The sequence below is a fragment of the Variovorax sp. GW531-E2 genome, from assembly GCF_059423125.1.
This window is the reverse complement of sequence record NZ_JBWKXQ010000005.1, coordinates 30201-56894: the sequence shown is the minus strand read 5'-3', so window position 1 is coordinate 56894 and position 26694 is coordinate 30201. Positions and strand designations below refer to the sequence as shown.

17 protein-coding genes are annotated in these 26694 nt (G+C 68.7%); all 17 read left to right on the top strand.

The annotated features are described in order from the left end of the window. The first annotated feature begins 8 nt into the window (after window positions 1-8). Entirely contained in the window at window positions 9-1016 is a 1008-nt protein-coding gene (locus AC07XP_RS05210; RefSeq protein WP_062479601.1) for a hypothetical protein, read from the top strand. Between the two features lie 94 nt (window positions 1017-1110). Next, window positions 1111-2574 carry an aldehyde dehydrogenase family protein gene (locus tag AC07XP_RS05205; protein ID WP_062479615.1) on the top strand — a complete coding sequence of 488 codons (1464 nt, stop codon included), beginning with the start codon at window positions 1111-1113 and terminating at the stop codon, window positions 2572-2574. Window positions 2575-2612: 38 nt separating this feature from the next. Then, window positions 2613-3587 carry a tripartite tricarboxylate transporter substrate binding protein gene (locus AC07XP_RS05200; RefSeq protein ID WP_495264019.1) on the top strand — a complete coding sequence of 325 codons (975 nt, stop codon included), beginning with the start codon at window positions 2613-2615 and terminating at the stop codon, window positions 3585-3587. A 21-nt stretch (window positions 3588-3608) separates the two neighbouring features. Further along, window positions 3609-4676 carry a maleylacetate reductase gene (locus AC07XP_RS05195; protein ID WP_495264018.1) on the top strand — a complete coding sequence of 356 codons (1068 nt, stop codon included), beginning with the start codon at window positions 3609-3611 and terminating at the stop codon, window positions 4674-4676. Between the two features lie 49 nt (window positions 4677-4725). Further along, complete coding sequence (locus tag AC07XP_RS05190; RefSeq protein WP_492738375.1) at window positions 4726-5979, top strand: ABC transporter substrate-binding protein; 1254 nt, start codon at window positions 4726-4728, stop codon at window positions 5977-5979. Between the two features lie 12 nt (window positions 5980-5991). After that, window positions 5992-6711, top strand: a complete 720-nt coding sequence (locus tag AC07XP_RS05185; RefSeq protein WP_062479592.1) for an ABC transporter ATP-binding protein — start codon at window positions 5992-5994, stop codon at window positions 6709-6711. Further along, window positions 6708-7424, top strand: a complete 717-nt coding sequence (locus AC07XP_RS05180) for an ABC transporter ATP-binding protein (RefSeq protein ID WP_354347855.1) — start codon at window positions 6708-6710, stop codon at window positions 7422-7424. The genes AC07XP_RS05185 and AC07XP_RS05180 overlap by 4 nt, the downstream gene beginning before the upstream one ends. Next, entirely contained in the window at window positions 7417-8277 is an 861-nt protein-coding gene (locus AC07XP_RS05175) for a branched-chain amino acid ABC transporter permease (RefSeq protein ID WP_159277679.1), read from the top strand. Before AC07XP_RS05180 ends, AC07XP_RS05175 begins: the two co-directional genes overlap by 8 nt. Window positions 8278-8289: 12 nt before the next feature. After that, window positions 8290-9885: a sulfatase-like hydrolase/transferase gene (locus tag AC07XP_RS05170; RefSeq protein ID WP_495264017.1), complete on the top strand. Its 1596-nt coding sequence runs from the start codon at window positions 8290-8292 to the stop codon at window positions 9883-9885. A 36-nt stretch (window positions 9886-9921) separates the two neighbouring features. After that, window positions 9922-10899 (top strand): Bug family tripartite tricarboxylate transporter substrate binding protein, encoded by a 978-nt coding sequence (locus AC07XP_RS05165; protein WP_495264016.1) that lies wholly within the window; start codon window positions 9922-9924, stop codon window positions 10897-10899. A 5-nt stretch (window positions 10900-10904) separates the two neighbouring features. After that, window positions 10905-11942 carry a branched-chain amino acid ABC transporter permease gene (locus AC07XP_RS05160; RefSeq protein WP_495264015.1) on the top strand — a complete coding sequence of 346 codons (1038 nt, stop codon included), beginning with the start codon at window positions 10905-10907 and terminating at the stop codon, window positions 11940-11942. Beyond that, the gene (locus tag AC07XP_RS05155) at window positions 11926-12789 is read left to right on the top strand and encodes an intradiol ring-cleavage dioxygenase (RefSeq protein ID WP_495264014.1); all 864 of its coding nucleotides are present in this window, start codon (window positions 11926-11928) and stop codon (window positions 12787-12789) included. Before AC07XP_RS05160 ends, AC07XP_RS05155 begins: the two co-directional genes overlap by 17 nt. A gap of 74 nt (window positions 12790-12863) precedes the next feature. Beyond that, the gene (locus AC07XP_RS05150; protein ID WP_495264013.1) at window positions 12864-13094 is read left to right on the top strand and encodes a hypothetical protein; all 231 of its coding nucleotides are present in this window, start codon (window positions 12864-12866) and stop codon (window positions 13092-13094) included. 97 nt (window positions 13095-13191) lie between these two features. Further along, entirely contained in the window at window positions 13192-14046 is an 855-nt protein-coding gene (locus AC07XP_RS05145) for a response regulator transcription factor (protein WP_095744502.1), read from the top strand. Between the two features lie 907 nt (window positions 14047-14953). Next, window positions 14954-15544, top strand: coding sequence for a hypothetical protein (locus AC07XP_RS05140; protein ID WP_495264012.1), 591 nt, complete (start codon window positions 14954-14956; stop codon window positions 15542-15544). 180 nt (window positions 15545-15724) lie between these two features. Further along, window positions 15725-18697: a hypothetical protein gene (locus AC07XP_RS05135; RefSeq protein ID WP_495264011.1), complete on the top strand. Its 2973-nt coding sequence runs from the start codon at window positions 15725-15727 to the stop codon at window positions 18695-18697. A gap of 186 nt (window positions 18698-18883) precedes the next feature. After that, window positions 18884-26485: an OmpA family protein gene (locus AC07XP_RS05130; protein ID WP_495264010.1), complete on the top strand. Its 7602-nt coding sequence runs from the start codon at window positions 18884-18886 to the stop codon at window positions 26483-26485. Window positions 26486-26694: the final 209 nt, after the last annotated feature.

The following is a 26694-nucleotide window of genomic DNA, read 5'->3' as shown; positions in this document are numbered from 1 at the left end:
GCCACACCATGAACGCACCCGCAGAACTCGCCAAGGTCATCGCATCGCAGCCCGATGCCACGCTCGGCTACAAGGATTTCTCGCTCGGCAGCTTCGGCTTCCGCCGCGACGAGTACTTTGCCCACATCACCTGGAAGACCCGGGACGGCCGTCCCATGAGCCACACCATGGACGCCGGCAGCTACCTGCGTGCGCTGATGCGCGACGTGGCCTGGGGCTTCTTCTACGGCTGGGTCAACTTCGACAACGTGTTCGGCACCATCAACCACTACGACTCGGTCGACCTGTACGCCGGCAGCTTCAACGGCACCATGAAGGACGCGGGCATCGACCTGCTCGAGAACTTCCCCACGGCGCAGATCCGCGCCACCTTCGAGGCCATGCTCGACGACTGGACCAACGAGGCCTTCGACCCCTTCGCCGCGCCGCAGGAAACCGGCTCGCCCTACGGCCGCAAGAGCGGCAACAACACGGCCAAGATCACCCGGGCGCGCGAGCTGGCCAAGCGCTGCGTGGGCCTGAAGGGCGACCTCGACCTGCGCAGCGACGCGCGCGGCGCGCCGGTCAACCGCGCCTTCGCCGACGTGCCGCAGGGCCAGCCCGAGCTGCACCCCGAGCCGGGCTTCGAGAACGAGGTGCACGCCTTCAACCTCTTCGGCTTCTTGAGCCGTTCGCAGGTCACGTGGAACCCGAGCTTCACCTCGGTGGTGAAGCACAGCTACATGTGCCCGACGACCGAGGAGCACATCCTGCCGATCATCCACGGCAACGACCGCGTCGAGTGGTTCTTCCAGATGACCGACGAGATCCACTGGGACTGCGGCGACAAGAACACCGGCAAGCCCATGGCCCGCGTGATCATGAAGGCCGGCGACATGGCCGCCATGCCCGCCTACTGCCGCCACCAGGGCTTCAGCCCCAAGCGCTCGATGCTGCTGGTGTGGGAGAACGGCTCGCCCAGCCTGGTCTACGAGATCCAGAAGGGCGAGTCGCCCGAGATCCCGGTCGAGTTCTGACCGGCCGGCCCCCGCCGCTTCCTTCTTCCCGCCACCCATCCATCCAGCCCTCCCCGCGCGGGGAGGGCGAGGAGAACCCATGCCCGCTCTTTCCATCCGCCACCAGCTTTTCATCGACGGCCGCTTTGTCGACGCCGAATCCGGCGAGACGCTCGCCACGCTGAACCCGCACGACAACACGCCCATCGCCCAGGTCGCGCTGGCCGGCAAGGCCGACGTCGACAAGGCCGTGGCCGCCGCGAAGCGCGCGTTCCCCAAGTGGAGCCGCATGGCCGCCGCCGACCGCGGGCGCATCCTGCTGAAGCTGGCCGACCTCATCGAGGCCAACGGCGAAGAACTCGCGCGGCTCGAATCGCTGGACACCGGCCACCCGATCCGCGACTCGCGCCGGCTCGACGTGCCGCGCACCGCCGCGTGCTTTCGCTACTTCGGCGGCATGGCCGACAAGTTCCAGGGCGAGACCATTCCGGTGGAAGAGGGCTTTCTCAACTACACGCTGCGCGAGCCCGTGGGCATCGTCGGCCAGGTGGTGCCGTGGAACTTCCCGCTCATGTTCACGAGCTGGAAGATGGCGCCCGCGCTCGCGGCCGGCAACTGCATCGTGATGAAGCCGGCCGAGATCACGCCGCTCACCTCGCTGCGCATCGCCGAGCTGATGGCCGAGGCCGGCGTGCCGCCCGGCGTGGTCAACATGCTGCCGGGCCTGGGCAGCGTGGCGGGCCAGTACATCGCCGAGCACCCCGAGATCGCCAAGATCGCCTTCACCGGCAGCACCGCCACCGGCCGGCGCATCGTGCAGGCCAGCGCGGGCAACCTGAAGAAGGTGCAGCTCGAGCTGGGCGGCAAGGGCCCCAACATCGTGTTCGAAGATGCGAACCTGCAGGCCGCCGTGAACGGCAGCGCCTGGGCCATCTTCCACAACCAGGGCCAGGCCTGCATCGCAGGCTCGCGGCTGATGCTGCACGAGAAGATCGCCGACGCCTTCCTCGAGCAGTTCATTCCGCTCGCGCAGTCGATCCGCCTGGGCAACCCGCTCGACGAGGCCACCGAGATGGGCCCGCTCACCAGCGCCCAGCACCGCGACCGCGTGCTGAGCTATGTCGAGGTGGCGCAGGCGCAGGGCGGCGAGGTGCTGGCGGGCGGCGGCGCGCCCGGCGGCGACCTGGCGCAGGGCTGCTATGTGCAGCCGACCGTGGTGCGCGCCCGTTCGTACCAGGACCGCGTGGCGCAGGAAGAGGTGTTCGGCCCCTTCGTCACCGTGCTCACCTTCAAGAGCGACGAAGAGGCGATGCAGATCGCCAACGGCACCGACTACGGCCTGGGCAGCGGCCTGTGGACCCGCGACCTGCAGCGCGCCCACAAGGTGGCGCGCGACCTGCACGCCGGCATGGTCTGGATCAACAGCTACAAGCGCGTGAACCCCGGCTCGCCCTTCGGCGGCGTGGGCCAGAGCGGCTACGGCCGCGAGATGGGCTTCGACGCGATGCGCGAGTACACGCAGGTGAAAAGCGTGTGGGTCAACGTCGACGCGCAGATTCCGCCGCACTTCGTGCGCTGACAGCTTTCCTGTTCTCTTCAACCCGACGGACGCACACGATGTCTTTCTCGATCCTCTCCCGGGCCCTGGTCGCCTGCACCTTGCTGTGGGGCATGGCCGCGCAGGCCCAGGCGCCGGCTTGGCCGACCAAGCCGGTGCGGCTCGTCGTCGGCTTTCCGCCGGGCGGCATCGTCGACACCGTCGCGCGCCAGCTGCAGCCGCGCCTGCAGGCCGCGCTCGGCCAGACCGTGATCGTGGACAACCGCAGCGGCGCCGGCGGCACGCTGGCGGGCGCCGAGGTGGCCCGCGCGGCGCCCGACGGCCACACGCTGCTGATGGTGTTCGACAGTTACGCGACCTACCCGCTGGTCTATCCGAAGCTGAGCTTCGACATCGCCAAAGACCTGCAGCCCGTGACGCAGGTGGCGAGCAACCCGCTGGTGCTGGTGGTCAACCCGAAGGTCGAGGCCAAGGACTTCGTGCGCTTCGTCGGCCTGCTCAAGGCGCAGCCGGGGCGCCTGAACTACGCCAGCGTCGGGCCGGGCTCGAGCAACCACCTCACGGCCGAGTACTTCAAGGCTGTGAGCGGCACCTTCGTCACGCACATCCCTTACCGCGGCGGCGGTCCGGCCCAGCAGGACCTGCTGGGCGGGCAGGTCGAGATGATGTTCCTCTCGGCCGTGCTGGCCCAGCCGCATGTCAACGCGGGCCGGCTGCGCGCCCTGGCCCAGACCGGCGCGCAGCGCGTGGCCGCCTATGCCGACGTGCCGACCGTGGCCGAGAGCGGCTACCCCGGCTTCGAGGTGAACTCGTGGGTCGGCCTGCTGGCCCCGGCCGGCACGCCGCGCGCCGTGGTCGATCGGCTGCAGGCCGAGGTGCGCAAGGTCGTGACCGAGCCCGCGTTCCAGCAGCGGCTGCGCGAGCAGGGCCTGACGGGCATCGCCAACACGCCCGAGCAGTTCGCCGCCGTGCTGCGCACCGAGCAGGACAAGTGGGCCCGGCTGGTGCGCGAGCGCCGCCTGAGCCTCGAATAACCGGAAAGAAAGGAGCGCGCCATGCACGACTTCATCCACACCACCCATCCGCAGCGCGTGGTGTTCGGCGCCGGTTCGCTGCGCCACCTGGCGCGCGAGATCGATGCGCTGGGCGCGAAGAAAGCGTTGGTGCTGTGCACGCCCGAGCAGCGCCCGCAGGCCGAGCGCGTGGCGGCCTCGCTCGGTGCGCAGGCGGCCGGCCTGTTCGACCGCGCCGTGATGCACGTGCCCGTGGAAACGGCGCGCGAGGCGCGCGACCTGGCGCGCCAGCTCGGTGCCGACTGCGCCGTGGCGCTGGGCGGCGGCTCCACCACGGGGCTGGGCAAGGCCATCGCGCTGGAGTCCGGGCTGCCGATCGTCGCCATCCCCACCACCTACGCGGGCAGCGAGATGACGCCGATCTACGGCCTCACCGAGAACGGCCTGAAGAAGACCGGCAAGGACCCGCGCGTGCTGCCGCGCACCGTGATCTACGACCCCGAGCTGTCGCGCACGCTGCCCGTGGGCCTGAGCGTGACCAGCGGCATCAACGCCATCGCGCACGCGGCCGAAGGCCTGTACGCGCAGGACAGCAACCCGGTGATGGACCTGATGGCCGAGGAGGGCATCGCGGCGCTCGCACGTGCACTGCCCGCCATCCGCGTGCAGCCCGACGACCTGGCCGCACGCTCCGATGCGCTGTACGGCGCCTGGCTCTGCGGCGGCGTGCTCGGTGCGGTGGGCATGGCCCTGCACCACAAGCTGTGCCACACGCTGGGCGGCAGCTTCAACCTGCCGCACGCCGAGGTGCACACGGTCGTGCTGCCGCATGCGCTCGCCTTCAACGCACAGGCCGCGCCGCGTGCCATGGCGCGCATCGCGCGCGCGCTCGGCGGCGTGTCGGCACCGGCGGCGGTCTTTGCGCTGGCGCGCGACAACGGCGCGCCGGTGGCGCTGAAGGACATCGGCATGCGCGCCGCCGACCTCGACCGCGCGGCCGACATCGCCGTCGCCAACCCGTACTGGAACCCGCGGCCCTTCGGCCCGGCCGAGCGCGACGCGATCCGCGCGCTGCTGCAACGCGCCTACGACGGCGAGCCGCCGGGCTAGGCCACGGCTCGGGCATCGAAGACACACACGAACAACGAAGGAGACAGCCATGACATTCAACCGCAGACAGTTCACGCAGGCCGCCGCCGCGCTCGCCGCCACCGGCGCCGCGCCGCTGGTGTTCGCCGCCGACACGCTCAAGATCGGCTACGTGTCGCCGCAGACCGGGCCGCTCGCACCCTTCGGCGAGGCCGACAAGTGGGTGATCGAGCAGATGAAGGCCGCCTTCAAGGACGGCATCAGCGTGGGCGGCAAGAAGTACGCCGTGCAGATCGTGCTCAAGGACAGCCAGTCGAACCCCAACCGCGCGGGCGAGGTGGCCAACGACCTGATCCTGAAGGACAAGGTCGCACTGGTGCTCACGGCCGGCACGCCCGAGACCGCCAACCCGGTGAGCGATGCCTGCGAGCTCAACGAGGTGCCCTGCATCTCCAGCGTGGTGCCGTGGCAGCCCTGGTTCTTCGGCCGCAAGGGCGACCCGGCCAAGGGCTTCAACTGGACCTACCACCTGTTCTGGGGGCTCGAAGACGTCATCGCCACCTTCACCAACGGATGGAAGACCGTGGCCACCAACAAGAAGGTCGGTGGCCTGTTTCCCAACGACGGCGACGGCAACGCCTGGGGCGACAAGGAACTGGGCTTTCCCAAGCCGCTCGCGCAGATGGGCTTCACGCTCACCGACCCGGGCCGCTTCCAGAACGGCACGCAGGATTTCAGCGCGCAGATCGCGGCCTTCAAGCGCGACAACGTCGAGATCGTCACCGGCGTGGTGATCCCGCCCGACGCCAAGACCTTCCTCACGCAGGCGCGCCAGCAGGGCTTCAGGCCCAAGGTGATCACGCTCGGCAAGGCGCTGCTGTTTCCGGGCGCCATCGAGGCGCTGGGCGAGCTGGGCGAGGGCCTGTCGACCGAGGTGTGGTGGAGCCCGTCGCACCCCTTCAGCTCCAGCCTCACGCAGCAAAGCGCCAAGGCGCTGGCCGAGGCCTACGAAGCTGGCACCAAGAAGCAGTGGACGCAGCCCATCGGCTTCGCGCATGCGCTGTTCGAGGTGGCGGCGAACGCGCTGTCGCGATCGAAGTCGCTCAAGGCCGGCGACGTGCGCGATGCCGTGGCCGCGACCTCGATCAACTCCGTGGTCGGCCCCGTGAAGTGGGGCGGGCAGGGCCCGTTCAAGAACGTCAGCAAGACGCCGCTGGTGCTCGGCCAGTGGGGCAAGGGCAAGCAGCGCAAGGTGGAGCTGACGCTGGTGAACAACGAGGCTGCGAAGGCGATCCCCACCGGCGGCGCGCTGCGCCTGCTCTGAGTGACGGCTGCCATGACGCTGCTGGCCTTGCACGGCGTGAGCAAGTCCTACGGGGCGCTCAAGGTCACCGACGGCATCACGCTGGCGGTGGCCGAGGGCGAGACGCTGGGCATCCTCGGGCCCAACGGCGCGGGCAAGACCACGCTGTTCAACCTGATCTCGGGCGACGCGCGCGTCGACGCCGGCCGCGTGGAGTACGCGGGCCGCGACGTGACGCGGCTGCGCCCGCACCAGCGCTGCCGCGCCGGCATCGGCCGCAGCTACCAGGTGCCGCAGCCCTTCGGCCACATGAGCGTGTTCGAGAACCTCGTCACCGCCGCTTGCTTCGGCGGCCAGCAGGCCGAGCGCGAAGCCTGGGAGACGGCGCACGAGGTGCTGGCCCAGACCGGTCTGGCGCCGCACGCCAACAAGCCGGCCGGCGGACTCACGCTGCTCGACCGCAAGCGGCTGGAGCTGGCGCGCGCGCTGGCGACCAAGCCGCGCCTGCTGCTGCTCGACGAGATCGCGGGCGGGCTCACCGAGCCCGAGGCGGCCGTGCTGGTGGCGGAACTGAAACGCATCAAGGCGCGCGGCGTGACCATGATCTGGATCGAGCACGTCGTGCATGCGCTGCTGTCGCTGGCCGACCGGCTGTTCGTCATCAACTTCGGGCAGCAGCTGGCGGAAGGCGCACCGCGCGCGGTGATGAACGACCCGGAAGTGCGGCGCGTGTACATGGGGATCGAGGCATGAACGCGCTGCTCGACACCCACGGCCTGCAGGCCTTCTACGGCGATGCGCAGGCGCTGTTCGGCATCGACTTCACGCTATCGGCGGGCGAGCTGGTGGCGGTCATCGGCGCCAACGGCGCGGGCAAGTCGACCTTTCTGAAAAGTCTCACGGGGCTGCTGCGCGCGCCGTCCGAAGCGATCCGCTTCAAGGGCGACCCCATCGGCGGCCTGCCGCCCGGCGAGATCGTGCGGCGCGGCCTGGCGATGGTGCCGGAAGGCCGGCGCCTGTTCCCGAGCCTGAGCGTGGAAGAGAACCTGCTGATGGGCGCCACGCCGCGCCGCGCGGGGCCGTGGAACCTGCAGCGCCTGTACGGCCTGTTCCCGATCCTGGCCGAGAAGCGGCGCCAGCCCGCCACCTCGCTGTCGGGCGGGCAGCAGCAGATGGTGGCACTGGGCCGCGCGCTCATGAGCAACCCCGAGCTGCTGCTGTGCGACGAGCTCTCGCTCGGCCTGGCGCCGGTCGTCATCCGCGAGATCTATGCGGCCATGCCGGCCATCACGGGGGAGGGCATGACGGTCGTGATCGTGGAGCAGGACGTGCGCATGGCGCGGCAGGTGTCGCAGCGCGTGTACTGCTTCCAGGACGGGCGCGTGTCGCTCACGGGGCGCTCGGACGAACTCACGCCCGAGCAGATCTCGCAAGCCTATTTCGGCATCGAGGAGCACCATGCTTGAAACCCTGCTCCAGGGCGTGCTGCTCGGCGGCCTCTACACGCTGTTCGCGCTCGGCCAGTCGCTGATGTTCGGCGTCATGCGGCTGACCAACACGGCGCAGGGCGACTTCATCATCCTGGGCGCCTTCGCGGTGATCGCCGGCGTCTCGATGACCGGCGCATCTGTGCCGTGGGCGGTGGTGCTCGCGGTGCTGCCGCTGGCCTTCGGCTTCGGCTACCTGCTGCAGCGCCACGTGCTCAACGGCACGCTGGGCAAGGACCCGCTTCCTTCACTGGTCGTGACCTTCGGCCTGTCGATCGTGATCCAGAACCTGCTGCTGGAGCTGTTCTCGGCCGACCCGCGCGCCATCGAGGTCGGCGCGCTGGCCACCGCGTCGGTGCCGCTGGGCGACACGCTGGCGCTGGGGGCGCTGCCGCTGGTGATCCTGGCGGTCGCGGTGGCGGCCACGGGCGCGATGCAGTGGATGTTCACGCGCACGCCGCTGGGCCGCACCTTCCGCGCGGTGTCCGACGACCGCGAGATTGCCGAGCTGATGGGCCTCAAGGCCAAGCAGGTGTATGCGCTGGCCACGGGCATCGCCTTCGTGCTGATCGCCATTGCCGGCGCGTTGCAGGGCATGCGCACCACGGTGTCGCCGTCGGACGGCCCGCTGCTGCTGCTCTTTGCCTTCGAGGCCGTGATCATCGGCGGCATGGGCTCGTTCTGGGGCACGCTGGCCGGCGCCATGATCCTGGGCATCGCGCAGCAGATCGGCTTTCGCATCGATCCGGGTTGGGGCATCTGGTTCGGCCACCTCGTGTTCCTCGCGGTGCTGGTGCTGCGGCCGCAGGGACTGTTCCCCAAGACACGCTGACCGCCTTCCGACATGACCGACAAGACTTCCCCCGCGCCGCTCAGGCATGTGCTGTTCATCATGTGCGACCAGCTGCGCGCCGACCATCTCTCGTGCTACGGCCACCCGCGCCTGCAGACCCCGCACATCGACGCGCTGGCCGCGCGCGGCGTGCGCTTCAGCCACGCCTATGCGCAGGGCGCGGTCTGCGGCGCCTCGCGCATGTCGACCTACACCGGGCGCTATGTCAGCAGCCACGGGACGATGTGGAACTTCGTGCCGCTGTCGGTGGGGCAGAAGACGCTGGGCGACCACCTGCGCCCGCACGGCGTGCGCTGTGCGCTGGTCGGCAAGACGCACGTCGAGGCCGACACCGAGGGCGCCCGCCGCCTGGGCATCGACCCGACGCAGGGCGCGGGCCGGCTCGCGATGGAAGGCGGCTTCGAGCCCTATGCGCGCGACGACGGCATCTGGCCGCCGGGCTTCAAGGTCACGGGCAATGCCTACTGCGACTGGCTGCGCGCGCAGGGCTACGACTCCGACAACCCCTGGCACGACTTCGCCAACTCGGGGCGCGGCCCCGAGGGCGAGATCCTGAGCGGCTGGCAGATGCGCTGGGCCGACCGGCCCGCGCACATCGCCGGCGCGCACAGCGAGACGCCCTACACGACCGACCGCGCGATCGACTTCATGCGCGAGGCCGGCGACGCGCCCTGGGTGCTGCACCTGTCGTACATCAAGCCGCACTGGCCCTACGTGGCGCCCGCGCCGTACCACGCGATGTACGGGCCTGACGACATGTTGCCCGTGGTGCGCAGCGAGGCCGAGCGCGTCGACGCCCACCCGGTGGTCGAAGGCTTCCGGCGCGAAACCGTGAGCCGCAACTTCAGCCGCGACGAGGTGCGCAACATGGTGGTGCCGACCTACATGGGACTCGTGAAGCAGGTCGACGACCAGCTCGGCCGGCTCTTCGCCTTCATGGCCGAACAGGGGCTGGACCGCGACACGCTGGTGGTCTTCACCAGCGACCACGGCGACTACCTGGGCGACCACTGGCTGGGCGAGAAGGAGCTGTTCCACGACCCGATCGTGAAGGTGCCGCTGATCGTGGTCGATCCGCGCGCCGAGGCCGACGCGCGCCGCGGCACCGTGAGCGACGCGCTGGTCGAGTGCATCGACCTCGTGCCGACCATGCTCGATGCGCTGGGCCTGCCGCAGCCGGCCGAATGGCTCGAAGGCCGGTCGCTGCGCCCGCTGCTGCACGGCCACGTCGGCGCGGCCGGCAAGGACCTGGTGGTGTGCGAGAACAGCTTTGCCTTCCGCGACGAGGTGCGCCTGCCGCTGGCCCAACCCGTCGAGCGCTGCCACATGACGATGCTGCGTACGCGCCGCTGGAAGTTCGTGCACTTCGAAGACCTGCCGCCGCAGCTGTTCGACATGCAGGCCGACCCGGACGAGCTGGTCGACCTGGGCCGCGACCCGGCCCTGGCCGCGGTGCGCGAGCAGATGCTGGGCCTGCTGTTCGACTGGCTGCGCCAGCGGCGGCGCTTTCCCACGGTGGCGCCCGAGGACATCGCGCGCTGGAACGCACGCGAGCTGGCGGCCGGCATCCTCATCGGCGCCTGGTAGGCGAACGCACCCCATTTCGAAAAAAGGAGACATCCCATGAACGCTTTCCGCCGACCTCTCGCGGCCTGCCTGACAGCAGCCGCGGTGCTCGCCACCATCGCCGCACCCAGTCACGCCGCCGACACCTGGCCCACCAAGCCCGTGCGGCTGGTGGTGGCCTTCCCGGCCGGTGCGCCCGGCGACATCGTCTCGCGGCTGATGCAGCCGGCCCTGCAGAAGGCGCTGGGCCAGCCCGTGGTGGTCGACAACAAGCCGGGGGCGGGCGGCAACATCGGCATGCAGGAGGTGGCGCGCGCCACCGACGGCCACACCGTGCTGGTCGGCCCCGACACCATGCTGACCATCAATCCGCACCTGTACCGCAAGCTCGCCATCCGCCCGATGGAAGACCTGGTGCCCGTGACCCAGCTGGCTGCGTTCAGCCAGGAGCTGGTGTGCTTTCCCGGCGCCGGCATCAAGACCCTGCCCGAGCTGCTGGCCGCGGCCCGGGCCAAGCCGATGAGCTACGCCTCGGGCGGCCCCGGCGTGCCCGGCCACATGGCCATGGAGATGCTGCTGGCCGATGCCGGCGTGCAGATGCAGCACGTGCCCTACCGCGGCCCGAGCCCGGCCATGCAGGACGTGATGGGCGGCATGGTGCCTTGCGGCTTCCTGGCCTCGCCGACGGTCGGTCCGATCATCCGCGACGGCAAGCTGGTGGCCATCGCCGTGTCCGGCAGCAAGCGCCTGGGCAGCCAGCCCACGGTGCCGACCGTGGCGCAGGCGGGCATCCAGGGCTACGACGCCAGCTTCGCCGAGATGATGGCCATGCCGCGCGCCACGCCGCCGGCCGTGGTGTCGCGGCTGCAGGCCGAGGTGGCGAAGGCGCTGGCCGCGCCCGAGCTGCGCGAGCGGCTGGCCACCATGGACCTCGAGGTGGTGGCCAACACGCCCGAGGAGGCCGCGCGCCGCCTGCGCGCCGAGCACCAGCGCTGGGGCCAGGTGGCCGCGCGCGTGCAGCTGCAGCTGGACTGAGCGCGATGGCCTCCGTCGTCGTCACCATCGACACCGGCAGCAGCCGCCGCGCGGGCTGGACCGCCGCCGCGCTGGTGGCGGTGGCCGCCACGCTGCCTTTCTGGGGCGAGCCCAGCTGGATGCGCGAGTTCGTCGAGATCGCCTGCTACTTCATCTTCGCGATGATGTGGAACCTGCTGGCCGGCTACGGCGGCATGGTCAGCATCGGGCAGCAGGCCTTCTTCGGCTTCGGCGGCTACGTGATGCTGATGCTGGGCAACTTCGCGGGCGTGAATCCGTTCGTGGCGATTCCGCTGGGGGCACTGGCCGCGGCGCTGATCGCGGTGCCGGTGTCCTTCGTGGCGTTCCGGCTGTCGGGCGGCTACTTCGCCATCGGCACCTGGGTGATCGCCGAGGTGTTCCGGCTCAGCTTCGCCAACGTGTCGGCGGTGGGCGGCGGCTCGGGCACCACGCTCACGGCGCTGCGCGGCATCGAGCGCGCCACGCGCGAGAGCGTCACCTACTGGATGGCGCTGGGCTGCGTGGTGGCGGCGGTGTCGCTGGTCTACCTGTTCTTGCGCAGCCGCTTCGGGCTGGCGCTGCTGGCGATCCGCGACAACGAGATGGCCGCCGAATCGCAGGGCATCCCGGTGGCGCGCATGAAGCTGGCGGTGTACGTGGTGGCGGCCTTCGGCGCCGGGCTGGCGGGCGCGCTGTACTTCGTGGGCAACCTGCGCATCAGCCCCGACGCGGCCTTCGCGCCGAACTGGACCGCCTTCGCGATCTTCATGGTCGTGATCGGCGGCATCGGCCGCATCGAAGGGCCGCTGGTGGGCGCGCTCGTGTTCTGGGCGCTGAACAAGTTCCTGAGCGACTACGGCACCTGGTACCTGCTCGGCCTCGGGCTGCTGGCCATCGTGGCCACGATCTTCTTCAAGCAGGGGCTGTGGGGCTGGGCGCAGCAGCGCTGGGCCTGGTCCCTGTTCCCGACGCAGCGGCGCCTGATGCTGCCGAATGCGCCTTCCACCCCCCTGGAGCCCGACGCCCATGCGCAACATCGATGAACACACCATCACCGCCGCCGTGCTCGAGCGCATGGCCGGCTGCGAAGACGCGCGGCTGAAGGAGGTGATGTCGGCGCTGGTGCGCCACCTGCACGACTTCGCGCGCGAAGTGCGGCTCACCGAGGCCGAGTGGGCCGCGGGCATCGACTTCCTCACCGCCACGGGCCAGAAGTGCGATGCGCAGCGCCAGGAGTTCATCCTGCTGTCGGACACCCTGGGCCTGTCGATGCTCACGGTGGCCATGAACCACGCCAAAAGCCCGCAGGCCACCGAGGCCACCGTGTTCGGTCCCTTCCACGTGGCCGGCGCGCCGCAGCTGCCGCTGGGCAGCGACATCGCGGCCGGCGCGGTGGGCGAGCCGCTGTTCGTGCAGGCCACCGTGCGCGGGCGCGACGGCGAGCCCGTGGCCGATGCGGTGGTCGACGTGTGGGAGGCCGATGCCGAAGGCTTCTACGACGTGCAGCGGCCCGGCGGCCCCATGCAGGGGCGGGCGGTGCTGCGCACCGACGCGCAAGGGCGGTTGTGGTTTCGCGGCGTGGCGCCGGTGGCCTATCCGATTCCCACCGACGGGCCTGTGGGCGCCATGCTGCGCGCCACCCGCCGCCATCCGTGGCGGCCCGCGCATGTGCACTTCATGGTGCAGGCGCCGGGCTACGAGACGCTGATCACGCACGTCTTCCGCGAGGGCGATCCGTACCTCGACAGCGACGCGGTGTTCGGTGTGCGCAGCTCGCTCATCGGCGACTTCGCGGCGCATGCGCCGGGCCGCGCGCCCGACGGCAGCGTGCAAGAGGGGCCGTTCCACACGCTGGACTTCGCGTTCGTGCTCGAGCCGGCAGGGGGCTGATGGAGGGGCCCGCGAACCGTTTCGGCGTTTCGGCGCCTCTATGGCAGGTGTCCATCCCCAAGGAGCCCTGCACCATGTGTCCTGTTTCCATCACCTGGCATCTGCTTCGCGGCGCGGGAGCGCTCGTGCTCATCGCGCTGGCCGTGCTGCTGTCGTCCGCGCACCCCTGGATCGCGCCACCGGCCCTTGTCGGCGCCTTGCTGCTGCTGCGCGGCTGCCCGATGTGCTGGCTCGTCGGGCTGCTCGAAAGGCTGGCCGCGTGCAAGGCGGCCCCTGCGTCCGAGGCCACTTCCGAGAGGGTTTGAGCGCGTTCGGCCTTCGTGGAATGGAAGGCTGATCCGGGATTCCATCCGCCCGTGTCGAGGGGGTGACGCCCCATTAGTGTGAGTTTGTTTGCACACGATGACAAAAGAACAGGGCTACCTGTTTCCGTTGGTCAATATCGGCACTTTTCCCTATCGACTGTACATAAACGTTAATACATTCCACTCCATTGTGAGAGGCATGCGGGGAGCGATGAAAAGGGAAGCGATGGTGGACAGGGTGGAACAGAAAAACGGTCGTGTGGTGGTGCTGACGGACTCCGGCGAAGAGATCGACTGGCTGCGAGGCCGGTTGAAGGACGCCGGCTTCAGCCCCTTGTGTGTGGTCAACGAGGAAGACCTGCTGGAGGCCGCCTCGATGCCCGGCGTCGGGCTCTTCCTGCTGATGGGCGAGGCGATGGAGGGCGCGCTGCCGGAAATCCTGTTCGGCATCGGCGCCAGCCGTGCGGCCACGGCGCCGGTGGTCGTGCTGACCCGGTCGCGCGGCGTGCTGGAAACGCCCCGCGTGTCGGTGTTCGACGTCGATGATTTCCTGGTGAGCCCCTGGAACGCGGAAGAGGTCGTGGCGCGCGTGTCGACGCTGTGCGGCAGGAAATCGCTGCGCCGGAACGCGAAGCCGCACGGCCTGTACGGTTTCCAGCTCGTGCGCAGCCGCCTCGCGGTCGAGTACGCGAGCCGCGAAGCCATCATGACGCCGAGCGAATTCGAGATCGCCCGGGTGCTGGTGCGCCACCTCGACACGCCCGTGTCGCGGCAGCAACTGCCCCAGGGGCCCCGATGCAACGGGGAGCTGGGCGCCAGCCGGTCGCTCGATGCGCTGGTGTCGCGCGTGCGCAAGAAGCTGGCATCGATCGTGGCGGGCGAATTCCGCGTGCGCTCGCTCTATGGCGTGGGCTACACGCTGGAGCGCGCGCACAACCGGCACGGCAAGTGAGTTTTCGCGGGCAGCGCCCGCGGCATCCGAAGGGGTGACGCAAGGTCACCTTGAAAAAAGACGTTCGCCCATTCGCCTCCGAATTGAGGCCGGGCGTCGGAAGACCAACGAATGAATTCCGGCGAAGTGAGCCGGCCGGGATTGGCTTGAATTGAATTCAAGCCAATGGCGCAGCCGTGCCTGTTTGAATGGAATTGGATTTTGAAAAATCCACCAAGACGTATTTCACGCTGCCCGTGATTGAAACCATTGAGGGACAGGGTGCGCATGCAGGCTCTGAAATTCACAGCGCCTTATTACACAGTCTGTGAATTTGTAAATTTAGTTTCGAAGTGGACCCTGGGGCCAGTCCGAAGCCGCTCGAAGGGCCTCGTTTCTCCCTTGAAACATTGGGGGATCGTGAGGCGGCGGGCTGGTGTGGAAGTGAAATTATTCAAACGCATCAACAACTTGGAGGCGATCCGCTTGTGAAATTGATCACACTCAAATTGCAGGTTTATTCACAATCTAAGCGAGCGTCCAGATTACATCTGTATTCACAGTTGTTAACTTTGGAGGGCCTCTCGTGACATTTTCACGGAACCCTCGGCCATTGCAAGTGGCGGATCACGGACGTTCGATTGTTTTTGTAAACATTCAGAAAATAATATGAACGTGGTAAATGGCTCATGGAAGCGGCTCGAAAAGGGCGTGCTTGCGTGAGGCCGAGCGTGGGCATCGGAGGCGGTCGTCGCCGATGCCGGTGTGTCAGTGGTGTGCTGCAAGTGGCTGGGAAATGGCTTCGACGCCAATTCGCGAGGCCACAGGTCAAGTCGGTTTGATCTTCGTGTTGCCTCGGTCTGGCTTTGAAGTTGTTTTTTAGGAGTTGTCTATGTCTATCGGAAGTTCGTCTCAAGTGAATTCATTCATGTCGCCGGTGGTCCGGCTGACCGTTCGCCTCGGCCTGGGGCTCGGCGTGGCCATGACCCTGGGGCTGGGTGGCCTGGCCGCCGCGCAGGGCACGAAGGCCGCGCCCGCGCCCACCGAGGCCGCGCAGAAGAAGACCGTGGCGGTCGTGCTGACGCAGGCCAAGGTGGTCAAGGACGCGCAAGGCAAGGAGCAGCTGGTGGCGGCCGATTCGGTCAAGCCGGGCGACGTGCTCGAGTACACGGCCACCTACACCAACCACACGGGCAAGGCCGTCACCGGCCTGGTGGCCAACCTGCCGATCCCCGAAGGCCTGGAATACCTGCCCAAGACCGCCAAGCCCGGCGCGACGCTGGTCAAGGCCGCGACCAAGGACGGCGCCTTTGCCGCCGAGCCGCTGGCGCGCGTCGTCAACGGCAAGTCGGAGCCGGTTCCGTACAACGAGTACCGCTCGCTGCGCTGGACGCTGGGCCAGCTGCCCGCCAACGGCTCGGCCGCGGTGACCGCGCGCGCCAAGGTCGAGACGGTGGTGCCGCCCGCGCCGGTGGCCGCTGGTGCCGACGCGCAGAAGGTTGCGCGCAGCACGCCCTGAGCTTCCCGCGCTGACGACGACCGTCGGCGGCACTGAGCCGCGCTGACGGCCGGTTCTCTCTTTTCTTCAAAACCCCGCTGGTTTTTCCATTGCCGGTTTCCGTTCGCGGAAATCCCCGGCCGGGGTGAGTTCGTCCTTTTTTTGACCTTTTTTGACCCCAACCCCCGAGGAGAAACCCAAGTGATCCCTACCTTGTCTGCCCGTCGCACCGGCCCCGCGCCGCGCGCGCTCTGGGCGGGCGCAGCAGCCCTGACGCTGAGCTTCCTTTTTGGAAGTTCCGGCGCACTCGCTGCGGCTCCACCCGCCAACACCATCATCGGTAACCAGGCTTCGGCCACTTACGTGGACCCCAACGGGGCCAGCCAGCTTGCGACTTCCAACCTCGTGCAGACGACGGTGCAGCAGGTCGGCTCGTTCAACCTGGACACGTTCACGACCGACACCACGACGGTGGTCAACACCAAGGTCGGCGCCGCTGGCACGACCGTGTATGCGCCTCACGTGCTGACCAACACCGGCAACGGCAGCGACACCTTCACGGTGACCGTGACCGCGCCGCCGCCTGCGAGCGGCTTCACCACGGTCGAAGTGTTCGCCGACGCCAATGCCGACGGCTTGCCTGATAGCACGGCCACGCTGTGCTCGGTCTCTCCGGGTGGGGTCTGCAATGTTCCGGCCCAGACAGTGGCGGGTAACAACGGCACCTTCTCGTTCGTTGTCGCGTACTCGATCCCGAGCACGGCGACTACAGACCCTGGGTCATTTGGCGCCGCACCGGTGGCAGCGACCATCAAGGCGGTTCCTGGCACGCTGCCGCTGTATGCGGCGGCCAACCAGTCCGCTTCGGACGTGGACAACGTGACCCTCACGAAGCTGGCGGCTTTCAATGCCACCAAGAGCCTGAGCGTTCCGTCGGTCAATTGGGTGAACAACGGCGCAAAGCCGTGGCCCGCCGCTTCGGTGAGCGGTCCGCGCTCGGTCGCAGGTTGCGCAGCCACCGCCACGGCTGCAGGCGCGCCCGCAGCAGATTGCGTCTACACCACCTACACGTTGAAGTTCAACAACACGGGTGGTGCGGCAGGCAAGTTCGTCTTGACCGACACGCTGCCTAGCGGCTTCACCTACGTCCCGGGTTCGGCAGTCTGGAGCAGCGCCCCTGGCGTTGCGCTGACGGAGACGTCGGGGCTCAATGACGACCCTGCGGGCATCGACTTCAGCGCGAGCGGCAACACGCTGGCTTTCGTGGTGGCTTCACTGCCGCAGAACGTCACGCAGACGGTGAGCTTCGTCGTGATGGTCAACAACACGGCGGCCTTCGGCACGTCGACCACGACCAACACCGCCAGGTACAACCCGGTCGACGCACCGACGGCGAGCTCGGCAACCCCGGGCGCGACGAACTCGCCGACCAACCCGGCGAGCTACAACGTCATCGGCAGCTTCGGCATCGTGCTCGGCTCCGGCAGCGGCAGCCCGACCACCTCGCTGGACGTGTTGGGCGTCCCCAATACGAGCACAGAGGACACGACCACTGTCGCCAGCGCCGGAACGGGCGCCACGGTGAAGTTCAACCAGATGGTGTTCAACACCGGCAATGCGGCTGACATCGTGAGCCTTGCGGTGCCTGCGACTGGCACTACGAACAACACCTTCCCGGCTGGAACGACCTTCAAGTTCTTCGCCGGTGATGGCGCGACGCCGCTGATCGACAGCAACAGCGACGGCATTCCCGATATCGCGGTTCCGGCGAACGGCAGCGTGCCGTTCGTGCTGGTCGCGACCTTGCCATCTCCTGTTGTCCTTCCTGCTGGTCCTTTCGAAGTGATCGTCACGGGTACCTCGATGGGTGACGGCACGAAGACGGAATCGACGCGCGACAAGCTGACGGCCATGGTGGGTGTGATGGTCGACCTGACCAACTCGGTCACCGGTAACGGCATTCCCGGCAACACCGCCAACGGCGACGTGGGCACGGGCCCGAGCCCGCTGCCGACGACGTCTTACTCGACGCAAGCCGGTGTCAGCACGATCTTCGAACTGCAGGTCAAGAACAACGACTCGAAGGCCAACACCTACAGCCTGGCAGCCAGCCAGAGCAACAGCTTCCCGGGCAGCCTGCCGGCGGGTTGGACCGTCAAGTTCGTGCTGGGTGCCGTTGCCAATCCGGCCGCTTGCGCCACCGCAACGGGGACGACCCAAGTGCCTGTGGGCGCCGGTGCCCAGGCTCAGGTCAGTGCCTGCGTGACGCCGCCTGCTTCGCAAGCGCCGATCGCCCTTCCGGGTCAATCGATCTACTTCCAGGTGCGTTCGACGATCGCGACTTCCACGGGTGCAGTGGCGATCGACACGAAGCTGGACTCGGTGGCTGTGACTCAGGCCGTGACCTACGGTGCGACGCTGACGCCGAGCAACACTGGCCAGGTCGCCCCCGGCGGCTCGGTGGTGTATGCCCACACGCTGACCGCCACCGGTACGCAGAGCTGCGCCGGCCCCTACACCTTCACTGCTTCGCTGCCCCCAGCGGACATGACGGCAGGCTGGACCACCGCGCTGTACATCGACGCGGACGGCGACGGCCAGATCGGCGGTGCGGACCCACTGGTGACCGGTTCGATCCCAGGGCCGTTGACGGCTGGCAATTCGCAGAAGCTGCTCGTCAAGGTGTTCGCACCGGGCGGTGCAACGGCTGGTGCCACCGACACCGCCACGGTGACGGTGACCTTCCCCGCAGGTGCGGCTTCGTGCGGTACGCCTTCGGCCACCGATGTGACCACGGTCGTCACGGGCCAGATGCGCCTCGTGAAGACGCAGGCACTGGACGTGAACTGCGATGGCGCCGAAGTCCCGTCGTTGTCGGTTCCGCTGGTCGCCAAGCCCGGCGAGTGCATCGTGTACCGCGTCGTTGCGACCAATGAAGGTGCCGCTCCGGTGACCAACATGTCCATCCACGACGCTGTGCCGGCCTACACCGGCCTGGCGGGTGCTGCGCAGCCTGTCGCGGCGAACCGCTGCTTCTCTACCGGTGTGACGCCTGCCTTGACGGTAGCGGACTACACCTCGACCGCATCGGGGGTGGCCTGCGGCAGCGCGAGCAACACGGTCGTTCCCGGTGGCACCGCCACGCTGATGTTCTCCGTGAAGGTCAACAACTGAGCGTCACCTGAGTGAAGCGGAGCCGATGGGCATAAGCCCATCGGCTCCTTCGCACAAGGCATGCGAAAGCCTGTGCGTTTTTCCTTTGCGCCTTCTCTCTCTTCCTCTGTCGAGGTGAGGGCGCAAACGAAAAAGTTCTTTCGTTTCTTCTGATCCCCACGCGGTGATCGATCAAGGGTTCGCGGCATGCTGTTCACTTTCAATCCCAGGAGCACACACCGGCCATCGTGGCGCGGATGGGCTGCTGCGCTCGCCGCTGGCGCGGCGCTGCTGCTGGGTGGTGCCGTGCCGGAAGCGAACGCCGCGCCGGCACCCGCCGGCATCGTGATCCGCAGCATCGCCACCGGCACCTACGTGCCCAACGGCCTGGCGCAGACCGAGACCATCTCGTCCAACGAAGTGATCGCCACGGTGCTGCCGGTGGAAGCGCTGGTGCTCACGCAGGACCAGTCGCTGTCGCGCCCGCCCGCGAGCATCGTCACGCTGAGCCACTTGCTCACGAACACCGGCAACGTTGCCTCCACCTACACGCTGGCGCTGGCCAACAACGCCGGCGGTTGCGCGGCCGACACGCTCGACCTCTCGGCGCTTCGCGTGGTGCGCGACAGCAACAACAACGGCGTGGTCGATGCGGCCGATCCGGTGGTGCAACTCAACGCCGCGGGCGCGATCGCGCTCAAGCCCGGCGAGACCGCGGCACTGCTGGTGCAGGGCACGATCCCCACCGCTGCCACGGGCGTGGCCTGCGTCGGTTTGACGGCCACCACCGCGCTGCAAGGCCTCACCGCCATCAACCGCGACACCGTCACCGTCGGCAACGCCGCCGCGCTGCAGCTGGTCAAGTCGGCCAGCTACCCCGGCAACGTCATCCCCGGCCAGACGCGCATCGACTTCTCGGTCTCGGGCACCAACATCGGCGCGCAGGACGCGCAGCCGGCCAACGTCATCGCGCCCACCAACACGCCGCTGCTCGTGAACGGCGCGCCCAGCGCCTTGGTCCTCGTGCGCGACCCCGTGCCCGCCGGCACCCAGTACGTGCCCGGCACCTTGCGCACCACCGCCGCCAACGCCGTCAAGCTGTACCGCCTGGCCAACGATCCTGCGTTCAGCTACCGCACCGCCGAAGACGCGTCGGCCGTCGAAGTGGCCATCGGCATCTCCACCCCCGTGGCGCGCAACGTGTCCATCGCGATGCAGTTCGCCGTCAAGGTCAACGCCGACCAGGTCGGTGAGATCCGCAACACCGCGCACAGCCAGTACAACGACGGCACCGGCCCGGCCACCGTGCCCTCGAACACCATCGTCATCAGCTCCAGCCAGGCGCGCATCGGCGTGGCCAAGGCGGCCTCCACCCCGCGCGTGAACCGCAACGCCGACGGCAAGACCGACGGCACCGCCACCGTGCGCTTCAGCGTCAACGTGCGCAACTACGGCACGTCATGGCTGTACGGCGTGCAGGCCGCCGACGTGATGGAAGGCGCAGGCGCCACGCAGTTCGGCACCTACACCGCAGCCGCCGTGCCCGGCGCGAACCAGTACACCATCGTGCCCGGCTCGATCGTGATCGCGCCCGCACCCAGCGGCGGCACCGTCGCCGCCCCCAACCCCGCCTTCAAGGGCACCGCCGCCGCCTCGAACCTGCTGGCCGACGGCGCCGTGCTGCCCGTGGGCGCGCAGTTCACCGTGCAGTTCGATGCACGCATCAACTTCACCGGCCGCACCGGCACCTTGCTGAACACCGTCAAGGCCTCGGGCGCATTGAATGCCGGCGGCCCGGCGGTGGCCCTGGACGACTCCGTCAACGGCGACAACCCCGACGCCGACGGCGACGGCAACCCCAACAACGACACCTCGCCCACGCCGGTGTCGACCCAGCTGCCCACGCTCACGCTGACCAAGCAGGCCTCCATCGCACGGCGCGTGTCGCCCGGCGTCTACGAGCTGGACTACACCTTCAAGGTCACCAACACCGGCGCCGTCGCCGCGCCCAACGTGCGCGTGATCGACAACCTGAACTGCACCTTCGACATGGACAAGTCGAGCGGTCAGGTCGCCTCGTGGGAACTGCTGGGCCCGCCCAAGGCCGCCAACGGCAACCTCAACGCCGCCACCGGCTTCACCGGCCGCGCCACCTGCAACCGCAGCACGCAAGACAGCGCCGACCCGTTCCAGCTGCCCACCGAAGTGGCGCTGAGCCTGACCGACGGCGCCCGTGCGCTGGCCCCGGGCCAGAGCGAGCAGATCCGCCTGAGCGTGCGCATCACCGAGAAGCCCGCCGCCATCGGCGGGCGCGTGTCGCTCACCAACAAGGCCTGGGCCGCCGCCTTCGAGCAGAACACCGTCAACGTCACGCCCACGATGCTGCTGGCGGCCACCGCCACCTCGGTGCAGGCGCTGCTGGTCGATCCGCAGGGCACGGTCTACAACGCATTGACCCGTCAACCTGTGGCCGGCGCGCTGGTCACCTACACGCGCCAGTCGTGCAGCAGCGGCACGGCCGGCCCCATCACCGCGGCCGAGATCTACGGCGCCGACTCGGGCACCTACACGCTCAACCCCAACGGCAGCATCTCGATGACCACGGGTGCCGATGGCGCCTACCAGTTCTACCTGCAGACGCCGCCCGTGACGGGCCTGTGCACGTACGCGCTGTCGGTGACTCCGCCCGCAGGCAGCGGCTACGTCTACCCCTCGCAGCTGATCCCCGTCACCGGTGGCTCGTTCACCAGCTGCGGCGCCGTCGTGCCCAGCGCCGTACCCCCGAAGGACGCGGACCCGACCAGCTATTACTTCCAGGTGCAGGCCGGCGCCAAGCCCGATGGCACGCCGTGCGACGCCGTGCACAACCACATCCCGCTCGATCCGGGCAACATCCTGGGCCTGGTGCTGCGCAAGGACGGCAGCAAGCGCCAGGTCGAGTTCGGCGACTTCATCGACTACGCGCTCACCGTCACCAACAAGACCGGCTTCCCCGTCACCGGCGTCACCTTCAACGACACGCTGCCCCCGGGCTTCGCGTACGTGGCCAACAGCGTGCGCCTGAACGGGCAAGTGGTGCCCAACCCCGCCGGCGGCGCCGGCCCGGGCCTGATCTTCAACTACCCCACGCTGGTGGTGGCACCCGACCAGTCGGCCATGGTGCGCTACCGCGTGCGCATCGGCGTGGGCGCGCCCACCAACGGCGACGCCATCAACCGCGCGCGCGCCACCTCGGGCCCCATCCAGTCGAACTTGGCCAACTGGACCGTGCGCGTGACGGGCGGCGTGTTCTCCGACGACGCGTTCGCCTTCGGCAAGGTGTACCTCGATTGCAAGCGCGACGGCCAACGGGACGGCCGCCAAGAGGGTGCCGACGAGATCGGCGTGCCCGGCGTGCGCCTGTACATGGAAGACGGCACCCACGTCGTCACGGACATCGAAGGCAAGTGGAGCCTGTACGGCCTCAAGCCCGTCACGCACGTGCTGCGCCTGGACCAGACCACGCTGCCGCTGGGCGCCAAGCTCGAAGTGCTCGACAACCGCAACTCGGGCACCCCCGAGAGCCGCTTCGTCGACCTGAAGAAGGGTGAGTTCCACAAGGCCAACTTCATCATCACGAACTGCGACGAGAAGAGCGTCATTGCCGACGTGGCCGCACGCCGCGCCGCCATTGCCGCGCGTCCCGACACCGAGGCCGAAGCGCAGGTGCGCCTGCGCCTGGACCCCGAAGGCAAGGTCGTGCCCGTGGGCGACGTGCGCGGCCTGCCGGCCACCGGCCAGGCCCTGGCCAGCGGCAGCACGGGCGCCGTGCAGCCCACCTCCGCACCGCTGATCGCGCTGCCCGTGGCGCCGGCCAACGCCAGCAGCTTCGTCAGCGGCGGTGGCGGCAGCATGGGCGGCACGCTGGGCGTGCAGCCCGCGATCCCCACCGGCAGCCTGTTCTCGCCGCTGAACGGCGTGCCCACCACGGGCCTGCCGTCGTCGACCACCAGCGGCTCGGCCACCGGCGTCGGCGCGCAGGCCATGCGCCCCATCGGCACCGGCGGCGCGATGCTCGAGCCGCGCGCCAACCCGCTGCTGCCCCAGGCCGTTCCGAGTCCCATCGAACTCGAGACCCTGCTGCCCCAGCTGGAGAACAACACGCTCGGCTTCATCGGCCTGAAGGACCGCGACACCGTCGCCGGCCAGTCGATCAACGTGCGCGTCAAGGGCACGGCCGGCACCTCGTTGCGCCTGAGCGTGAACGGCGCCGCGCTGGAAGAGCGCCGCGTCGGCAAGAAGACGCAATTGGCGTCCAAGAACATCGCCGCCTGGGAATACATCGGCGTGGCCCTGCGCCCCGGAACCAACACCCTCAAGCTCGAAGCGGTGGACGGCTTCGGCAACGTGCGCGGCAGCGCCGACGAGATCACCGTCGTCGCCCCCGACAAGCTCGGTGCCATCGAGGTCGACCTGCCCGAGGTGGCGCGCGCCGACCTGCGCACGCCCGTCGTCGTCAAGGTGCGCCTGATCGACGCGGCCGGCGTGCCCGTGACCGCCCGCACGCAACTCACGCTGGAGACCGACCGCGGCCGCTGGCTGGCCGAAGACCTGAACCCGACCGAACCCGGCACGCAGGTCTTCATGGACGGCGGCGCCGCAGAGTTCCAGCTGATGCCCCCGGGCGAGCCCGGCGATGCGCGCCTGCGCGTGAGCGCCGGCACCTTCGTCAAGGAAGTGCGCCTGGCGCTGCTGCCCGAGATGCGCCCCATGATCGGCGTGGGCATCGTCGAAGGCGTGCTCGACTTCACCAAGCGCGGCAAGCTGCCGATCGGCGCCATGCCCGCCGGCGCCGCCTTCGAAGCCGAGCTCTCGGGTCTGAAGGACGAAGGCACCAACAGCCGCGCCAGCGGTCGCGCCGCCTTCTTCTTCAAGGGCACCGTCAAGGGCGAGTACCTGCTCACGGCCGCCTACGACTCCGACAAGACGCGCAAGGACCGCCTGTTCCGCGACATCCGCCCCGACGAGTTCTATCCGATCTACGGCGACTCCGCGGTCAAGGGCTTCGACGCCCAGAGCACGCAAAAACTCTACGTGCGCATCGACAAGAACCGCTCCTACCTGCTGTACGGCGACTTCACCACCGCCAGCAGCACCGAGGTGCGCAACCTCAGCCAGAGCAACCGTTCGCTCACGGGCCTGAAGCACGTGTACGAGGACGAGAACGTGCGCGCCACCAGCTATGTCTCGCGCACCGCGCAGACGCAGCAGGTGGAAGAGTTCCGCGCGCTGGGCACCTCGGGCCCGTACTACCTGAGCGCCAGCAACGGCGAGTTCGTGGACAACAGCGAACAGATCGAGATCGTGGTGCGCGACCGCAACCAGCCCAACATCGTGCTGCAGCGCACGGCCGTGGCACGCTTCGTGGACTACACGGTGGAGCCGCTCACGCGCCGCATCCTGTTCACGCACGCCATTGCCTCCATCGACGCGAACCTGAACCCGCAGTCGATCCGCGTCACCTACGAAGTGGACAGCGGCGGCCCCAAGTTCACCGTGGCCGGCACCGACGTGCAAGTGAAGGTCAGCGAGAACCTGCAGCTGGGCGTGGTGGCTTCCACCGACCAGAACCCGCAGAACAAGCGCAACCTGCAGGCGCTCACGGGCGTGGCGCGCATCGGCCAGAACACCAGCGTGGCGGCCGAACTGGTCAAGACCGACTCCGACGACAAGGGCAACGGCCACGGCGCGCGCGTGGAAGCGCGCTACCAGGACGAGAAGCTGGCCGTGGTGGCCCTGGCGGCCAAGACCAGCAAGGGCTTCGACAACCCCGGCGCGAGCTTCTCGGCCGGCCACACCGAAGCCTCGGCGCGCGCCGAGTACCGCGTCGACCCGACCCTGGCCGTGCGCGGCGAGGTGCTCTACAGCAAGGACGCGGCCCAGGTCGACGAGCGCAAGGGCGCCACGGTGAGCGTGCAGAAGAAGCTCAGCGACAAGACCGTCGCCGAGGTGGGCCTGCGCCACGGCCAGAGCAACAACGCGCTGGGCTCCAGCTCGGGCTTCGACTACGGCCAGATCTCTACCTACAACGGCCAGATGGGCAGCAGCATCGGCGCCAACAGCGTGACCACGCTGGGCGCGGCCGCCGCCGCGGCCGGCGTGGACACGCAGAGCCAGACGACCGTGCGCGGGCGCCTGTCGACCGAGGTGCCCGGCGTGGCCGGTGCGCAGGTGTTCGTGGAAGGCGAGCAGGACCTCAAGGACGGCAAGCGCCACGCGCTGGCCGTCGGCGGCAACTACGCCATCACCGAAAAGACGCGCGTGTACGGCCGCTACGAGCTGATCTCCACGCTCAACGGCCCCTACGAGCTGGACAGCACGCAGCGCAACAACACCGGCATCGTCGGCATCGAGAGCAACTACATGGAAGGCGGTCGCGTGTACAACGAGTACCGCATCGCCGACGGCGCCGAAGGGCGCGGCGTGCAGGCGGCCATCGGGGTGCGCAACACCTTCAAGGTCAACGAGCAGATCCGCGTGACCGGGGGCATCGAGCACACGCGCGACATGAGCGGCTACAGCAACAGCAAGAACACCGGCACGGGTTATGCCGGCGGGCTGGGCGAGTCGACCGCGATCACCAGCGGCATCGAATACATCACCGACCGGATCAAGGCCAGCGGCGTGTATGAAGCGCGCCGCGGCGACGACGCGAACACGCGCCTGTTCAGTGCCGGCTTCGGCTTCAAGCTCGATCCGTCCTGGAGCCTGCTGGCGCGCAGCATCGTGAGCGACAGCGAAGGCCAGGGCGCCAACGCGGGCAACGAGCGCCACCTGCAGCGCCACCAGATCGGCATCGCCTACCGCCCCGTGGACGACGACACCTGGAACGCGCTGGCGCGCTATGAGCGCCGCTCCGAGCGCGTGGTGGGCGCGGGCAATGCGGCCGGCGCGCTGCAGGGCAGCAGCGTCTTCGGCGCCGACAACGGCGCCAGCCTGCCGGGCAAGACCAGCGCGGACATCGTCTCGGCGCACGTCAACTACAACCCCGAGCCGGGCAAGGCGGTGATGGCGCGCTACGCCTTCAAGCTCAGCCGCGCCGACGACGGCACGCTCGCCAGCAAGTACTGGGCGCACCTGGTGCAGGCGCGCTACACGCAGGACATCAACCAGGACTGGGACTTCGGCGTGCAGGCCGGCCTGCTGTACGGCAAGGGCGGCGCGCTGCAGAAGACCTTCGGCGTCGAGGTGGGCTACCAGGTGCAGAAGAACATGTGGGTGTCGGCGGGCTACAACTTCGTGGGCCTGAACGACCGCGACCTGACGGCCAACGAGTACACGAGCAAGGGCGCCTATGTGCGGCTGCGCTTCAAGTTCGACGAGACGCACCTGGGCTTCGCTTCGACGGGGGAGACGAACGTGGCCAAGGCTGCGAAGGCCGAGAAGCTGGCCGCGGATGCGCCGGAAGTGGCCCCGCTGCCGATGCGCACGGTGCTGCAGGCCGAGGCGCTGTTCGAGCCCGCCAAGTCCTTCATCAAGCCGCAGGCGCACGACACGCTGAACACGCTGGCCGCGCAGATCAAGGCGACCGAGGCGCAGGTGGTGATCCACATCAGCCACTCGGACGCGCAGCAGGGCAGTGCCGACGACCGCATGCAGCTGGTCGCGCAGCGGACCAACGCGGTGCGCAGCTACCTGATCGGGCGCGGCGTGGATGTGCTGCGCCTGCGCACCGATACCAAAGAAGACACACCTCCCGTCGCGGGCGATGACCACAGCGCCAAGAGCCGTTGGGTCGTGATCGCCGCGGCCGCGCAGGAAACCCGCTGAACGAGACCATGATGCAAAGCAGAACGAGAAACGAAGCGGGCGGGATGGCGCGGCTCGGCGGGGTGTTGAAGGGCGTGCTTGCCGCGACGGCCTTGTGGCTCATTGCCATGCCGGGTGCGCAGGCGGCAATCGCTACGTGCACGCCGCAGTCGGGCTACAACAGCTGCGTGACCTTCACCTATTCGGGGGGGAAGCAAAACTTCACGGTG